Here is a 15691-nt window from a genome sequence, read left to right on the forward strand (position 1 = left end):
CTGGGCTGGCGGAGAGGTAAAACGCCTGCGGAGGGCCGGTAAGACCGGCCCCGGAGTCTTCCGGGGAGGCGCGGCCCGATGAAACAGGAAGCCCGACCCAGTGACGGGTTGGAATCCCCCGGCTTCAGCCGTGGGGAGGAAGTCAAGCAGCATATCGGAGACGTGAGCCCCACGCACGTGGGGATGGACCGTCCACGTCTGATCGCACCGACGAGCCCCCGTCGTGAGCCCCACGCACGTGGGGATAGATATCCGATGTCCGTATCGTTTTGGGCTGCAGATTGCTGCTGTCGCTGAGGCTATGGGGCGGGCACGGGCGTGTTTCCGTGTCCCGCCCCACTTGCTGTCGCCCTGTTGTGATCGGGAGGCGTCGCGCCCCTGCTCCGTGGGTCGCGGGGTGGAGGGGAGGAGCCGCGTTTCCCGCGTCTGTTTGGTTGCTGTTCTCCCTGCCGGGCAGGGTGGGGTGCTTCTTCTCTTCTGTCGGGTTTTCTTGTGTTTTGCCTGGTCTGAAGAGGGTGTGGGGTGGTCGGGGGTGCGGGCTGCCGGGGCCGGGGTGAATCGTTGCAGGGGGTTTGCAACGTTATGGCGGCCGCGGTGGAGAAGGGGGTTGGGGCGGGGTTTCGAGGGGGCGTACCCCCGTTTTCTGGTTTTCGATAAGGGAAGCTTATAGAAAACCAGAAGCCCATCCAGGCGTCATGTCCGTTTTGTCGGCTTCCTTGGGTTCTGTTGGCTGCGTTTGTTTACGTTATTTAATAACGTTTGCAACGATACGAAATTAAAGGGGATGGTGGCACACCCCAGACAACACACAACACGACAGCCCCTGGCCCGCCACGCCCCTGCTTTTCGCACCGCACCACCATCGTTACTTTTGGTGACACAATGGGGGAAAGCAGGTCAGACAGCACACCGCACACGCATCACCTGGATGGACGGCAGGCATGTCACCGTCTTCACACCCCGATCCGGCGTATCCTCTCCGGACCACCACCCCAGCAACGGTCACAAGCCCGCCCACATCCCCCACGTTGCGCACCACCCAGGACCTGCCCTCCCCCCGCCCGGCACCCCGCACCCTCACCGCAATGGAGGTGTTCATGAGCAGCCCGCACTGGCAACCCGACATCCTCGGTGACGGCTACCGCCAGCATGTTCTCGACCTTGGCGCCGACCCGGACGGTGAAGGCCGCATCGTGGCCGTCCTCGTCCGCCGCGACATCCAACCCGGAGAAACCGTGCACGGCGCCGTCCTGTACGTCCACGGGTTTTCCGACTACTTCTTCCAAACCCCGCTCGCAGACTTCCTCGCCGCCCACGGCCTCGTCTTCTACGCCCTTGACCTGAGAAAATCAGGCCGCGCACGCCGCGAAGGGCACACCGCCCACTACGTGTCCGACCTTGCGCTCTACGACACCGAGCTCGACCGTGCCCTCGGCATCATCAGCGCCGCCCACCCCGGCCTGCCCGTCGTCGTGCTCGCCCACTCCACCGGCGGGCTGATCACCTCACTGTGGCTGGACCGCCGCCGCGCTGCCGGACGCGTGCCCCCAGTAGCCGGCCTCGTCCTCAACAGCCCCTGGTTTGACCTGCAAGGCAAACCGTCCCACCGCGGGATCCTCACCCAACTGCTGCGCGTGCTCGCCAAAATAGCGCCGTTCCGCCAGCTTTCCACCCTGCCCGGCGTCTACGGGCAAACCATCCACACCAGCGGCACCGGCGAGTGGGACTTCGACCTCACCCTCAAACCGTTGACCGGATTCCCCGTGACCGTGGGCTGGTTGAACGCGGTACGCCGCGGACATGCTCGCCTCCACCGCGGCCTGGACGTCGGAGTGCCGTCGCTGGTGCTGCGCTCAGACCGCTCCGACCTGTCCGGTGTCTACTCTGAGCTGAGCGACCGCACCGACACGGTCCTGGACGTCACCCACATTGCCCGGTGGGCCGGCTGCCTGGGCGGAGAAACCACCGTAGTACCCATTCCGGGGGCGCGCCACGACGTGTTCCTGTCCCTCCCGCAGCCCCGGGAGCATGCCTACCAGGTTCTGGGGTCCTGGCTGGACCAGCACGGACTCTCCACCCGCCCGGCAGGCGACGACAAACCCGCTGCGGAAGGCGGAATCACCCCTGCAGCCTCCTGACCGGCAGCCCTCCCACCACCACACAGCCCCCACTCTCGACCATGTGTGGGGCGGGCCGCGGCCCGCCCCACACAGAAGAAGAAAGGCCTAGGCGCCGACGTAGTCGGCAAGATGCTGCCCGGTCAGCGTGGAACGCGCGGCGACCAGCTCCGTGGGAGTGCCCTCGAAAACAACCCGGCCGCCCTCATGCCCTGCCCCGGGGCCTAGGTCGATGATCCAGTCGGCGTGCGCCATCACCGCCTGGTGGTGTTCGATGACGATCACCGACTTCCCCGAATCAACAATCCGGTCCAACAACGCCAACAGTTGGGCCACATCCGCCAAATGCAAACCGGTGGTCGGCTCATCCAGCACATAAATGCCGCCCTTGTCCCCCATGTGGGTGGCGAGCTTGAGCCGCTGCCGCTCCCCACCCGACAAGGTCGTCAACGGCTGTCCCAAGCTGAGATACCCCAACCCCACATCAGCGAGCCGGGTGAGGATCGCGTGCGCCGCAGGAAGACGGGCCTCACCTGCGCGGAAGAACTCTTCAGCCTCCCGCACCGACATCTCCAACACGTCACTGATCGTGCGGCCACCCAACGTGTACTTCAGCACGGAAGCCTGGAACCGTTTGCCCTCACACGTCTCACACACCGTGGCCACCCCCGCCATCATCGCTAAATCGGTGTAGATCACGCCTGCCCCGTTACACGCAGGGCACGCCCCCTCCGAATTCGCGCTGAACAGCGAAGGCTTCACCCCGTTGGCTTTCGCAAACGCTTTACGGATCGGATCCAACAAGCCCGTGTAGGTGGCGGGGTTGCTGCGCCGCGATCCCCGGATCGCGCTCTGGTCGATCGAGACCACGCCCGCCTCAGCCGGAATCGACCCGTGCACCAGCGAACTCTTGCCCGAACCAGCCACCCCGGTGACCACCACCAGCACCCCGAGGGGAATGTCCACGTCCACGTTCTTCAAGTTGTGGGTGGTAGCGCCCCGGATCTCCAACTTGCCCACAGGGGTGCGCACCGTGTCTTTCAACGCGACCCGGTCCCCCAAATGCCGACCCGTCAACGTGGAACTGGCTCGCAACCCGTCCACCGTGCCGGCAAAACAAACCGTGCCGCCCTGCGCGCCAGCTCCCGGACCCAAGTCGATGACATGGTCGGCAATGGCGATCACCTCAGGCTTGTGCTCCACCACCAGCACCGTGTTGCCTTTGTCGCGCAGCCGCAGCAGCAATTCGTTCATCCGCTGAATGTCATGCGGGTGCAGCCCGATCGTCGGCTCATCGAAAACATAGGTGACATCCGTCAGACTGGAGCCGAGATGGCGGACCATCCGCACCCGCTGCGCCTCACCACCGGACAGGGTTCCTGAGGGCCGATCCAACGACAGATAGCCCAGTCCGATCTCCACGAACGAGTCCAACGTGTGCTGCAACGTCGCCACCAACGGCGCCACCGACGGCTCATCCAGGCTGCGCACCCATTCCGCAAGATCGCTGATCTGCATCGCGCACGCGTCCGCGATACTGATCCCGCGGATTTTCGACGACCGAGCCGCCTCATTCAACCGGGTGCCGTCACAGTCAGGACAGGTGCGGAACGTTACTGCCCGGTCCACAAAAGCCCGAATGTGCGGCTGCAACGCGTCACGGTCCTTCGACAGAAACGACCGGCGCACCCGCACCACCAGGCCCTCATAAGTCTGATTCGTGTTGCTGATCCGGACCTTGGTGGCCTCCCGGTACAAGAAATTGTGCAGCTCGGTGTCGGTGTAGTCACGGATCGGCTTGTCCGGGTCGATCAACCCTGACGCAACGATGATCTGCACCGGCCAACTGGTGGGCTTGTAGCCGGGAACAGTGATCGCACCTTCGTTGACCGACTTATCAGGGTCATACAACTGGGTCACGTCAATGTCCGTCACCTGCCCCCTGCCTTCGCACCGGGGACACATGCCTCCCGCGAGCGAAAAAGTCCGCCGCACGGTTTTCTGCTCCGGGCCCCGGTCCACGGTGAGCGCGCCACCGCCGTGCACGGAGGCAATGTTGAACGAAAACGCGTTAGGCGGACCCACATAGGGTTGTCCGAGCCGGCTGAACAGAATCCGCAGCAGCGCGTTGGCGTCGGTGACCGTGCCCACGGTGGAGCGGGCGTTGGCGCCGATACGCTCCTGGTCGACGATGATCGCGGTCGTCAACCCTTCCAGCAGGTCAACGTCGGGGCGCGCCAGAGACGGCATGAACCCTTGAATGAAGGCGCTGTAGGTTTCGTTGATCAACCGCTGCGATTCTGCGGCGATCGTGTCGAACACCAGCGAACTCTTTCCCGAACCGGACACTCCGGTGAAAACGGTGAGCCGGCGCTTCGGGATGTCCACGTTGATGTTTTTGAGGTTGTTCTCGCGGGCGCCCCGCACCCGGATGAGGGTATGGCTGTCAGCAGCGTGACCCGCGGACTGCCGCGGATCCGCTCCGGCACTCTTGCCCATACGATCTCCACCTGGTTCTGCAACAGGGACGTATACGGTGTAGTCAAGCCAAACAACCCCCAGTGACAAAAATGCTTTTCTCTCCACGCCCCTAAGCCGCCTCCCAGGAAAGTCACGCAGGATGACCCCGGCCAGGACTGCGGGGCATGGCCACACCCGCGGGGGAGGGGAAAAGACTGTGCTGTTCCTAGGGTTTTGCGAGCACGCGGCCTAGTCGACCACCCTTCACGGCCTCTTCAGGCACTGTGCACAGCACAGCTTCTGCCACAAGTGGGCCAGAAAACTCTTCCCGTCACGGCCCTGCTGCCGCACCCTTTCAAGCCCTGGTGGTTTAGTCGCGGGCTCCAAGCTGCTCTATCACATAGGAGCGGAGCACCACGGCATTGTTCCGCTCCGTGTCAGCAGCGGAATACAGCAGCGTGACCGGGGCGTGCCGTGCAGCATCCACCAGCACATCAATCCCTTCAGGGTCGCGCGCCAGCTCATCCCGGTAGCGGTCCTGAAACTCCTCCCACCGCTCGGGAAGGTGACCGAACCAGCGACGCAGCTCACTGCTTGGCGCCACCTGCCTGAGCCACCCGTCCACGTGCACCTCGTTTTTCCGAATCCCTCTCGGCCACATCCGGTCCACGAGAAACACCCGCCGCCCACGGGTGGCTGAACCGTCCCGAACCTCCGCGTCGTAAACACGACGCACCTCAATGTCAACCTGTGTGGCATCCATGGGATGCCTACTGCCCACTTCCCCGCCCCGTTCACCCCACCCTCCCTCTCCTGCGCGGGATCAGCCGAACAGGGCACCTAAAGCACCGCACACGCCACCGCAGCGGCTGCTGCCACGGAACGGACCACGGTGAGCCACACACCTCCCGGTTTCTCAACAGCGACGCCCCGGACGTTCGTCAGCTCCTCGACCGGACCCGCTCACGCAGCGTTAGCCACCGAAACATCGCTGCCCCAGCCAGACCAGCATCGCCCTGCTCCCACCGACGTGCACGGCCACGGCGATCTTTTCCCCTTTGTGCCGCACACTCTCGCTGAGGGTTTCAGAAAACACCACCGGCCCACCCGCGGGACGAGAAGCAATCGGATGATCGTCCCCCACGCAGGCGGGGAAGGGGGTGGGGCGGCCGCGCCACCGAACCAGACTTTTTCTTGCTAACGTTCTGGCGTCTGCGCCCAATGCCCTCCGTGGGGCGTACAGGATCCCCTAACCACACTCGTGGAAAGTTTTCTATGCGACTGATCCCCTCCACACCCGCCGGATGTCTTGCCGCCGCCGTCGGAGTCGTGGTGGTCGGTGGCCTGGGCTACGTCGGCTACCAGTACTTTTCCGACGACGAGTTCACCCTTCCCGTCACCGCGCTCACCTCTCCCGCGCCCACCCCCAGTCCGGTGGACGCCACTTTCACCCTGCCAGGCACCTGTGCTGAGGCTCACGCCCCCGAACTGGTGGGCGACCTTGCCCCGCCCGGCGCCACCCTCGTGGAAAACGTGGAGACCATCGACGAGGCCGACGCCCGCCAACTGTCGTGCACCTGGAGCACCGACAGCCAGTCCCTCACCCTGGTCTTCGCCGTCAACGTCGACCCCAGCGACCGAGTGTCCGTCGTTTCCCTCAACGACGCGGAACAGCAGACCCGGGAAATGGGGTGGGAAGTCGACGTGGACGTCACCACCGACAGCTACCAAAACACCCACACCGATGAACTGGGCGGCGAACTGAAAACCCTCACCACAGTTGACGGCTCCCTGCAGCAGTTGTCCCTGCAACTGCCGGGAGACGTCCACGTCTCCCTCATCGCCTCCTCTATGGACATCAGCCAAGAGGACATGGAGCGCATCCTCATCACCGCCGCCCAACAGCTTCAAAACTAGCCTTCTCTAACGCGTGTGTGGGGGGCAGGAACTCCTGCCCCCCACACACGCATGCTCAGGCGGTTATTCGATGGGAACGTCAGGGATCTCCCCGAACGGTCCAGCACGCAAAGTCACCGACTCCACCTCCGAACTAGGCGCAGAAAACACCGCCACCAGCTCGTAGGTGCGGTCCGGCTGCAACCGGTGCACCTCCTCAGCGAACGCGCTGTAGACCCCGTCCCCGAAGTTCATCTGGGCCACATACCGCACCAGGCCGCTTTCCGGCTCCACCACTTGGAAACCGCCCAAGGTTCCCTTACTGAACCGTTCCGGCCCGCCAGCCACCGCAAAACCCGTCAACCCGGGATCCACGGGCGTATCCGTGAGGTTGGTGAACGTCACCGTTCCCACTACAAAAGCACCATCGCGGCGGAGCGGATAGACGTCCAACCGCACCCCGTCCCGCTCCACACTGGCCACCACTTCACCCGGGTCGTCGGTGAACGGCGCCGGCCACGACACGTGCTGCCCGGCCACCCCCAGCCCGTCATCGGTCTCTTCCTCGCCACCCCCGGGCATCCGGATGGTGTAGGAGAACTCCACACGCCGGTTACGGGCCCGCGCCTGCTCGTCATCCGGGCCGCCTTCCCGCGCAATCGGCTCCCGGCTACCGCGGCCTTCCACCACATAGGTGTAGCCGGTGCCCATCTCCTCCACCAGCAGGTTACGCACCGTCTCAGCCCGCCGCACCGACAAATCGTCGTTGTAGGCGTCAGTGCCGATACCGTCGGTGTGGCCGATGATGATGATCTCCGGATGATCAGGGTCGACGTTGCGTTCCAGGGTTTCCGCGGCCCGCCGCACCACGGCTTCGGCTTCCGGCGTCAAATCAGCCCGGTCAAACTCGAACATCACGTCAGAGTGCAGCGAGATCGTCTCCGTGGTCCCGTCCCTGGTCACCGACGCGATCTCCGAGTCCACAAAGCTTTCCACCCAGCCTTCGACCGCCACCGCGTCCTCATCAGGCCGCCGGTTGTCGAAGGTGAGTTTCTCCCCAGCCGCAGGCGGCTGGTCCACCGACAGGTGCTGGCCGCCGTTGGGGTTCTCCGGCTCGGGCCGCTCCTCGTCCACGTCCTGGACGGGAATCCCCGTCATCGCACCCAAACCACTGCCCACGAACGTCACCTGCCGCACGTGCGGGGGAAGCGGCGGAAAATAGCGCCGGTACTCGTTAGTCACCCCAGGAAACACCGGGTACATGCCGTTACCGGTGGGACTCACCGACCCGTACTTCATCCCCTCGTCGTCCACATACGGCCGATACACCCGCCCCGTCATGGGATCGACCAGGGTGTAGGTCATGCTCAGGTTGCGGTTCGCACCCTCAAACTCGTCCGGATAGGTGATCTCATAGTGGAGCACGGTGTAGTCGTCGGTGCGCTCCAGGCCGGTGATAGCGAACCGCATCGTCGCATCCTGCCCCGTGTCCTGGAAGATCACGCCTTCCTTGACGTACGGGAACTCTTCGCGGACGACCGGCGGGCCATCCCCGGACACCCACGACATCACCACGCTGCAGCCACTCGCAAACAAGCAGCCGCTGGCCGCTAATGCCACAAACGACAAGACGCGCCTGTTCCGCGCCATGGGGGACATCTCCGATCATTGGGGGAATCTGTTCGGGCAACATCCTGCTCGAATCCCCGGACAAGTGCGAAACGCGCACGTCACACCGCAACTACTCGACCACCGGCGCACGGGGGAGAGGCATGACCAGAACCAGCCCACGCACCCCCGGGGGATAAGAGTCAACGCCGTCTCACCGGCCGCCACAAACGAGCACGGCTGTGTGGACCGTTGACACCGCCACCGTCACAAACCCGCCGCCCCTACCTGGCAGGAGTGCGGCGCGCCCACACTGGGGCTTTCTCCGGCCGCGGCCCCACACCCAAGACTGCGGCCGGCACCGCGGTCATCACCGGCATCCGCCCCATCAACCCCAGCACCCCGCCCGGAAGTCCACGGGCTCTACCCTCAAGCACGGGCATAATCACCCGCTGATGCATGACCCGCTGCAACGCTTGAATCACCACCGTCGGCAGCATGCGGCGCCGCTGCACCCGAGCCAACCACCGTTCCCCACCCGGGGAAGCCAGCCTTCCCTCACGCAGCGGACGGGCAAGAATCCGCGCCGCCGCCACCGCATCCTGCACGGCAAGATTGATCCCCACCCCACCGATCGGCGACATCGCATGGGCAGCATCCCCAATACACAGCACCCCCGGGGCATACCAGCGCCGCAACCGGTCCACCCGCACATTCAAATGCTTCACATCATCCATAGACTCAAGCCGGGCAGCCCCGTCGGCAAGCTCAGGAAGCAGCTCAGCCGTGTCCGCCCGCAACGCCGCAATCCCCCGCGCCCGCAACTGCGCATCCGCCCCTTTCCGCCCCACATACGCCACCTGCGCATAGCCCTCCCGCGGAATAGCAATGATGATCTTCCCGCGGCTCATGCGCGGCAGCAGCGACTCCAGCCGCCGCTGCGTGGGAATGCGATACCACCACACATCGATCCCCACCGGAAACTCTTTGACCGGCAAACCCACTGCGCGCCGCACCACCGACCAGCGCCCATCACAGGCGACCACGAGGTCAGCCCGCAGCCGACCCGACCCTGAAGGAGACCGGAAGTCCACCCCCGCCACTCGGTCCCCCTCCCACACCACGCCGGTCACCTCATGCTCCATACACAGCCGAAACGTCGGCTCCCTGCTCGCCTCCTCCGCAAGCAAGGTCAACAAGTCCCACTGGGGGACCATCGCGATGTAGGGGTGCCGCAAAGGCAACCGCTCGAAACTAGCGAACGTCACCTCACGGCCCTCCGGGGTAGAAAAAACCGCGCGCCGCAACCGCGACTGCGGCAACGCGTCAAAACGCTCAAACAACCCCAGGTCATCCAAAAGCGCCATGGTGGAAGGGTGGACCGTGTCACCCCGGAAATCCCGCAGGAAATCCGCGTGCTTTTCCAGCACCACCACGTCAATCCCGGCACGGGCCAACAACAGCCCCAACACCAGCCCGGCCGGCCCACCGCCCACGACAGCACACGTGGTGCGTAGCGTCACACCACGGCCAGCATCCCCGCCACTACCCGCCATTTCCCTCCCCTTACCGGCACACCTAACGCATCCACCCCCGAAAGGGACCATTCCCCTTTCTCAGGGAATACCCCACCCCCTCCCACCCTTGCCCTTGATAAGACCCGCACCCCACCGCAACGCATCACGAAAGGGGGCCTCCATGACTGAGACGATCCACGAGGTCGACGTCGCCGTCATCGGTGGCGGACAAGCAGGCCTCGCCTCCGGCTACTTCCTCACCAAACGCGGCTACCGCCCCCACCGCGACTTCGTCATCTTCGACCGCTCCCCGCGCCCCGGCGGAGCCTGGCAACACGTGTGGCGCTCCGTCCGCCTCATCTCCCCACCCCACTACACCCGCCTACCCGGACTACCGTGGGAACGCCCCTTCCACGGGCCACCCAGCGGAGACGAAGTTGCCGACTACCTCGCCCACTACGAACAGCACTTCCAACTTCCCGTGCTCCGGCCCGCCACCGTCCACCAAGTCACCAACGACGGCCCCGATCCCACCATCACCCGCACCACCCCGCTCCTCATCACCACCGACCAGGGCACGTGGCGGGCACGGGCCATCATCAACGCCACCGGAACCTGGGACGCCCCCTTCATCCCCGCCGTCCCCGGAATCGGCGACTTCCGCGGCCGCCAACTCCACGCCGCCCACTACGACACCCCCCACGAGTTCGCCGGCCACCGCGTCATCGTCGTCGGCGGCGGCCACTCCGCGCTCCAAATCCTCGCGGAACTCTCCACCGTCGCCGACACCCTCTGGGTCACCCGCCGCCCACCCGAATTCCGCACCACCCCACTCACCGAAGCAGAACTCGTCGGAATCACCCGAGCCGTCGCCGCCCACGCCGCCAGCGGCCGCCCACTGCGCAGCGTCGTCAGCTACACCAAACTCATCGAAACCCCTGAAGTAGCCGCAGCCCGCGAACGCGGCGCCCTCAACCCCCGACCCATGTTCCACCGCATCACCCCCCACGGGGTGGCCTGGAACGACGGCACCACCGAACACGCCGACACCATCCTGTGGGCCACCGGCTTCCGCCCCGTCCTCGCCCACCTAGCACCCCTCCGCCTCCGCTCCCCCCACGGCGGTATCGCCCTCGCCGACACCCACGCCGCCATCGACCCCCGCATCCACCTCGTCGGCTACGGCCCCTCCGCCAGCATGATCAGCGTCCACCGCGCCGCCGCCACCGCCGCCCGCGTCCTAGCCGCCAGCCGCCCCCAACCAACGACCTAACCTCAACCAAACTTCAACTCCACGAAGCTGAGCACCACCACCCCCGCCCCTGACCTCGACTTAAGTCGAGAATGAAACCTCAACCTAAGGTGAGATCCACCGAGACGGGATACGCCCTCCCCACCCCCAACCACCACTAAAGCTGACGCACCTCGACAACGGACCCCTCCACACCGGCCTGCTCAGCCACAACAGCAGCAGCACGCCGATGACCCGTCACCATCACCACGCGACACCCCGAGCCCCGCAACGCAGCAACCGCCTACACACCCTCGGGACGCAGGCACGGGCCAGCGAGTGCCCACCACGCTCCTCCACGCGGCCGCAACCCCCAACACCCGCTCGCGCGCCACCCCGACACCAGTCGCCACCCCAATCACCGCCAGACGGTTATCGGTGAGCGTTCCAGTCTTGTCCACGGCCACCGTCGCCACCCGACCCAAAACCTCCAACGCCGCCCGCCCCCGATCACAATGCCGTGCCGGGAAGCCCACCCACCGCAACCACCGGAACCGAGAACCCCAACGCGCACGGCGGAGCCGCAACCAACACCACCAAGGCCCGCTCCATCCCCTCCCGGACCACCCTGGCACGGACAGGCGCCAAACCCAGCAGCGCAGCAACCCCCGCCGCGTACGCGCAACCAAGAACTCCTCAAGCCCTCACCGCGGCGATCGTCATCAGGGTGCCCACGCCCACGCTGCCCCGCACCGAGCAACACGGCGTGCTCAGAACAAACGCCCACACCCCACTACCAGTACTGCAGTACACAACACCGGCGGCACCACCTCGGGAACACTCACCCAGCCGCCGCCATACCCCGCGGCGAAACGCAGCTCCCCGGGCCTACCACAGCTTCTCCAGGGTTCACGCTCGCCCATCTCCTCGCACCCGCACGCCTCACTCACCGCACGCTTCCGCCACGGCATCCTCGCCCCCGTAATTAGGGCACAACGCGACCGCATTACCCGTGGCAGCCAGCACCACCTCGGCCGCAGCGAGCAGATCGAACAGCTCCCGATGCGCCAGGGAATAAAACACCTGCCGCCCCTCCGGCCGACCCTTCACCAGCCCGCAATCCCGCAGGCACGCCACATGCTTCGACACCGTGGACTGGGCCAGTCCCAACTGGGCCACCAGATCAGCCACCCGCGCCTCCCCCTGCGCCAGCCGACGCACGATCGCCAGCCGGGTGACATCGGAAAGACTGTGGAACAGTGCCTGAGCCGCTCTCAGATCCGAATCCGCGGGAGAATCACCACTCCGCCCATTAACCATCGCCATAAGGCGATAATATCGCCGAAATCGAATCACTAAAAAGAGCGAAAACACCCCGTCCTAACCCCACCCCACCACCACAGCTAACGTGACACCGATACCACCACACCCGACTGCCACCCGCTCCAAAGAACCGACATGCCGCTAGCCGAACGCCTTCAAAGCCTCTTCGTCGCCCTCGCCGCCCTCACAGGACTCGCAACCGGCCTCCTACTCCCCATCGGACCAACAGCCGCCCACGCAGTACTGCCCGCCCTCATCCTCATGCTCACCGCCGTCTTCCTCCAAATGAACTTCGCCCGCCTAGGCGAAGCACGCCACGCCACCCGCCTGGTCACCACCAGCCTGATCCTCAACTTCGCCGTCACACCCGCCCTTGCCTGGACTCTAGGTGCCGGACTCCTCACCACACACCCCGACCTACGCATCGGACTCCTCCTCCTGCTCGTCACCCCCTGCACCGACTGGTACCTCGTCTTCACCGCCCTTGCCCACGGCCACACCGGCCTCGCCACCGCCCTCCTCCCCGTCAACCTCCTCCTGCAACTCGCCTTACTCCCCGGCTATGTCCTCCTGCTCGGCGGCAACGCAGCCATGGTCGACGCCACCACCCTCACCGAATCAGTACTCCTCGTCCTCGCCCTCCCCCTCACCACCGCCCTAGGACTGCGCTGGATCGCAACCCGCCTCAAAGGAGCCCACTGGAGACACCGCTTCCTCACCACCCCCGCCAGCCGCCTCGTCCTCCCTCTGCTGTATGCCGCAGTATTCGCCATGTTCGCCGGACAGGCCCGCACCGTCGTGACCCACGCCCCCGACCTCATCGCTCTGCTACCACCCTTGGCAATCTTCTTCACCGCCCTCCCCGCCACCGCCACCGCCACCGCCCGAATCCTGCGACTTCCCCCCGACCAACGCGTCACCCTGGTCATGACCACCACGGCCCGCAATTCACCCACCGCCCTCGCCATCGCAGTCGCCGCGTTCCCCGACCGCCCCCTCATCGCCGTCGCCCTCGTCATCGGCCCGCTCCTGGAAATCCCCGTTCTCACCCTCCTCACCCAACTCGTGCGGATACGCCCTCCCCACACCACCTCCTCACCCCGCTAAAGCTGGAGCAGCCCGCCACCACACCCCTGCCAGATCACCGTGGAGAGCGTGAACGCCACCCCGCCAAGCAAGAAGCCACTCGACGTCCAGCCGCACCCCAACCCGAAAACCACGCAAGTGTCTCCGCGCACCCATTGCCCACCCCCACCCACCGTGCTATCAATCGCCATAAAGCGATGACATTCACTAAAAAGAATCATTACGAACAATGAAGCGAACCTGACTCCGCTGTGCATCGGCGGCACCCTGGACCGAAGCAAACCCGCTGACTCCGATAGCAGCGAGTTCATGTACGGAACGCCCGACACCTGGGCACAGGGCACCCACCGCGCAGGTCCCAATCCCGGAGACTGGGACGACTTTATTGAACACTGGTGCTTCTGACGCTCAAATGGGCCTCAGGTTCGAGACTCTCGCTTGACGTTGGGGGCCGACGCTTCGAAGATGGCGTCGGCCCCCAACTCATATGGAAGCAGGCCCATGGTGCGCGTGGTCGCCAAGATAGTTCTTGCCCTGTTGGCTGCGGTTGGTGGCGTGGTACTGCCTGCCCTGGCTTTCTTCTTCGGAGGTGTGGTCACGTTCTATACTCTGCGGCTTTCCGGTGCTGGTTGTGTTTATTGGCCCGATACCGATCCGCCCGAGTACGACTGCGACTACATGGGCTATGTGATTCCCGTTCTGCTCGGCGGGTTCCTTGTTGGCCTGGTCGTGTTTGTCGCCTACGTCCTGCTGCTGCGGTGGTTTCGTGCCCGGCCTCTCACAGAAGCCGTGGCCGGAGTGCTGCTCGGCGTTGTCCTCACCCTGGCGGGGGTGGTGCTGTTCGCTGCGGCCTTCTTTCTGGGGGGTGCGGCGGGACTCGCCATCGTCCAGAACTTCGACATCGTCTGCGTGAACTCCTGGACGGGAGCGGTACCGCCGGAGAACACCTGCCGAAACACCGACTATGTCACGCCCGTCCTGCTCGGTGGACTCGTGACCGGTACCGCCACTGCCGCCGTCTACGGACTGGGACTCCGGTGGCTCCGCCGAAGAAGAGCAGAAGCCCTCGCTGCCACTAGGGACGAATAGCCCCACAACGGAGACGAGAACTGAGAGGGCAGGGGTAAGAGCACGCCTGTTCCCGATGTCTTTTCCGGCAGGGTGGACCACCCAGGAGAAGGCCCCGAGGTACAAGAAACGTTCGGGACCACGGCAGCTCCGGTGGGTGTGCCGGGATGCGGGGCTGGTTTTTGTTAACGTCCCAATTGAGAGAGCTAGCAACGAACCCTGGGGGAGGGGCCCACCATGGCCACAGCCGCACTCATCCTCTACCTCATCGGCCTCATCACCGCATTCGGCATACGCACCCTTACCACATGACGGCGCACCGGCGACACCGGATTCCGCAAACCCAACACCGCCCCCTTCACCGCCCCATGGTGGGGAACCGTCCTGTTCACCAGCGCACTCGTCCTCGGCCTGCTCGCTCCCGTAACCGGAATGCTCGAACTCGCAGCGGTAAGACCACCCACAGCAATAGGAATCGCCGGACTCGCCACCATGCTCCTCGGACTCATCCTCGTCCTCATCTCCCAAGCAGCAATGGGCGAATCCTGGCGTATCGGCGTAGACGAAACCGAGCACACCGCCCTCGTCACCCACGGTGTCTTCGCGCTCATCCGCAACCCCATCTTCACGGGAATGGGCGTAGTACTCGTCGGCCAGCTCCTCGCCGTCCCCTCACTCACCGCCGCAGCCGCCCTCGCAGCTTTCACCGCAGCAGTCCAAATTCAAGTCCGCGCTATCGAAGAGCCCTACCTCCTCCGCACTCACGGAGAGGCCTACCGCTCCTACGCAGCCCGCACCGGACGCTTCCTCCCGCTCATCGGCCGATGGCGCCCCACCGACAAGTGACACACGACGAAGCCGAGCTCGGCCGCCCCCGGTTCGCATACATCCCCAGCACGCGCCAGCAAAAGACCCCATCTCCATGAAAAAGAAACACCCATCGATCGACGCAACTACTCGGCAGTCCTGACCCGCACCGTAAGAAAACTCGAGAATGTCAGGGGCCGAGGGATCCCCGTTCTGCGGAGCGGCGTACTGAGCCATGATCGCCAGGACAGTCTCCGCAGAAGCCAGGGGAGCGTCTCACCATTGCGCCAACCCTTTGGACATGAAACCGCTCGCCACCAGCACCATCATCATGCATCACGCTAGAGGACTACGCTCTTTCGTTTCAGAATCCCGGATACCAAGCCGGCTATGAGAAACGGTTACATAGTTAGCTGATTTGTGTTTATTGATTTTGGTGGGTTTTGGTTGGTTTTTCGACGGTGGGTTTTATGTTCATTTAAGCATCACCTTTACAATGTAGATCAAAACAAGTGAAAGCAGGGAACGCCTTCTCCTTCTCTTTCTCTCCCTGTTTCTTGCTGGGCGGACTCACCGCT

General features: G+C 64.6%; 11 protein-coding genes. 6 read left to right on the forward strand and 5 right to left on the reverse strand.

Features of this window, described 5'->3' with window-relative positions:
• Window positions 1-1097 precede the first annotated feature (1097 nt).
• On the forward strand, window positions 1098-2138 hold the full coding sequence (locus TF1_RS04135; RefSeq protein WP_016188703.1) for an alpha/beta hydrolase: 1041 nt from the start codon (window positions 1098-1100) through the stop codon (window positions 2136-2138).
• Window positions 2139-2225: 87 nt separating this feature from the next.
• Here the strand turns inward: TF1_RS04135 and TF1_RS04140 are convergent, their stop codons facing one another.
• Together TF1_RS04140 and TF1_RS04145 are read right to left on the reverse strand one after the other, a co-directional pair.
• Window positions 2226-4616: an ATP-binding cassette domain-containing protein gene (locus TF1_RS04140; protein ID WP_061783648.1), complete on the reverse strand. Its 2391-nt coding sequence runs from the start codon at window positions 4614-4616 to the stop codon at window positions 2226-2228.
• A 331-nt stretch (window positions 4617-4947) separates the two neighbouring features.
• A complete protein-coding gene (locus TF1_RS04145) occupies window positions 4948-5340 on the reverse strand; it encodes a DUF488 domain-containing protein (RefSeq protein ID WP_038043712.1) in 393 nt (130 codons plus the stop codon).
• Window positions 5341-5852: 512 nt separating this feature from the next.
• Between TF1_RS04145 and TF1_RS04150 the strand changes: the two genes are divergently transcribed.
• On the forward strand, window positions 5853-6494 hold the full coding sequence (locus TF1_RS04150) for a hypothetical protein (protein WP_016188706.1): 642 nt from the start codon (window positions 5853-5855) through the stop codon (window positions 6492-6494).
• A gap of 63 nt (window positions 6495-6557) precedes the next feature.
• Here TF1_RS04150 and TF1_RS04155 read toward each other — a convergent pair whose 3' ends face one another.
• Entirely contained in the window at window positions 6558-8123 is a 1566-nt protein-coding gene (locus tag TF1_RS04155) for an OmpA family protein (protein ID WP_011291995.1), read from the reverse strand.
• Between the two features lie 242 nt (window positions 8124-8365).
• A complete protein-coding gene (locus TF1_RS04160; RefSeq protein ID WP_051122466.1) occupies window positions 8366-9637 on the reverse strand; it encodes an FAD-dependent oxidoreductase in 1272 nt (423 codons plus the stop codon).
• Window positions 9638-9779: 142 nt separating this feature from the next.
• Between TF1_RS04160 and TF1_RS04165 the strand changes: the two genes are divergently transcribed.
• The gene (locus TF1_RS04165) at window positions 9780-10871 is read left to right on the forward strand and encodes an NAD(P)-binding domain-containing protein (RefSeq protein WP_011291997.1); all 1092 of its coding nucleotides are present in this window, start codon (window positions 9780-9782) and stop codon (window positions 10869-10871) included.
• A 900-nt stretch (window positions 10872-11771) separates the two neighbouring features.
• On the opposite strand, the gene TF1_RS04170 is transcribed toward TF1_RS04165, so the two are convergent.
• Window positions 11772-12155 carry an ArsR/SmtB family transcription factor gene (locus tag TF1_RS04170; protein WP_016188710.1) on the reverse strand — a complete coding sequence of 128 codons (384 nt, stop codon included), beginning with the start codon at window positions 12153-12155 and terminating at the stop codon, window positions 11772-11774.
• 132 nt (window positions 12156-12287) lie between these two features.
• Between TF1_RS04170 and TF1_RS04175 the strand changes: the two genes are divergently transcribed.
• From TF1_RS04175 to TF1_RS04185, 3 genes are all read left to right on the forward strand, one after another.
• Window positions 12288-13259 (forward strand): arsenic resistance protein, encoded by a 972-nt coding sequence (locus TF1_RS04175; RefSeq protein ID WP_011292000.1) that lies wholly within the window; start codon window positions 12288-12290, stop codon window positions 13257-13259.
• Window positions 13260-13739: 480 nt separating this feature from the next.
• Entirely contained in the window at window positions 13740-14327 is a 588-nt protein-coding gene (locus TF1_RS04180; protein ID WP_041428026.1) for a hypothetical protein, read from the forward strand.
• 411 nt (window positions 14328-14738) lie between these two features.
• A complete protein-coding gene (locus TF1_RS04185) occupies window positions 14739-15152 on the forward strand; it encodes a methyltransferase family protein (RefSeq protein ID WP_255266136.1) in 414 nt (137 codons plus the stop codon).
• Window positions 15153-15691: the final 539 nt, after the last annotated feature.

Origin of the sequence: Thermobifida fusca NBRC 14071 = JCM 3263, assembly GCF_001592045.1 — a bacterium.
Taxonomy (GTDB): domain Bacteria; phylum Actinomycetota; class Actinomycetes; order Streptosporangiales; family Streptosporangiaceae; genus Thermobifida; species Thermobifida fusca.

What these genes read in the sequence shown, in the direction of transcription:
- TF1_RS04145 (WP_038043712.1), bottom strand. Translation starts at nt 5,340, where the DNA reads ATGGATGCCACACAGGTTGACATTGAGGTGCGTCGTGTTTACGACGCG.
- TF1_RS04165 (WP_011291997.1), top strand. Translation starts at nt 9,780, where the DNA reads ATGACTGAGACGATCCACGAGGTCGACGTCGCCGTCATCGGTGGCGGA.
- TF1_RS04135 (WP_016188703.1), top strand. Translation starts at nt 1,098, where the DNA reads ATGAGCAGCCCGCACTGGCAACCCGACATCCTCGGTGACGGCTACCGC.
- TF1_RS04140 (WP_061783648.1), bottom strand. Translation starts at nt 4,616, where the DNA reads ATGGGCAAGAGTGCCGGAGCGGATCCGCGGCAGTCCGCGGGTCACGCT.
- TF1_RS04185 (WP_255266136.1), top strand. Translation starts at nt 14,739, where the DNA reads ATGCTCGAACTCGCAGCGGTAAGACCACCCACAGCAATAGGAATCGCC.
- TF1_RS04175 (WP_011292000.1), top strand. Translation starts at nt 12,288, where the DNA reads ATGCCGCTAGCCGAACGCCTTCAAAGCCTCTTCGTCGCCCTCGCCGCC.
- TF1_RS04160 (WP_051122466.1), bottom strand. Translation starts at nt 9,637, where the DNA reads ATGGCGGGTAGTGGCGGGGATGCTGGCCGTGGTGTGACGCTACGCACC.
- TF1_RS04150 (WP_016188706.1), top strand. Translation starts at nt 5,853, where the DNA reads ATGCGACTGATCCCCTCCACACCCGCCGGATGTCTTGCCGCCGCCGTC.
- TF1_RS04180 (WP_041428026.1), top strand. Translation starts at nt 13,740, where the DNA reads ATGGTGCGCGTGGTCGCCAAGATAGTTCTTGCCCTGTTGGCTGCGGTT.
- TF1_RS04155 (WP_011291995.1), bottom strand. Translation starts at nt 8,123, where the DNA reads ATGGCGCGGAACAGGCGCGTCTTGTCGTTTGTGGCATTAGCGGCCAGC.
- TF1_RS04170 (WP_016188710.1), bottom strand. Translation starts at nt 12,155, where the DNA reads ATGGCGATGGTTAATGGGCGGAGTGGTGATTCTCCCGCGGATTCGGAT.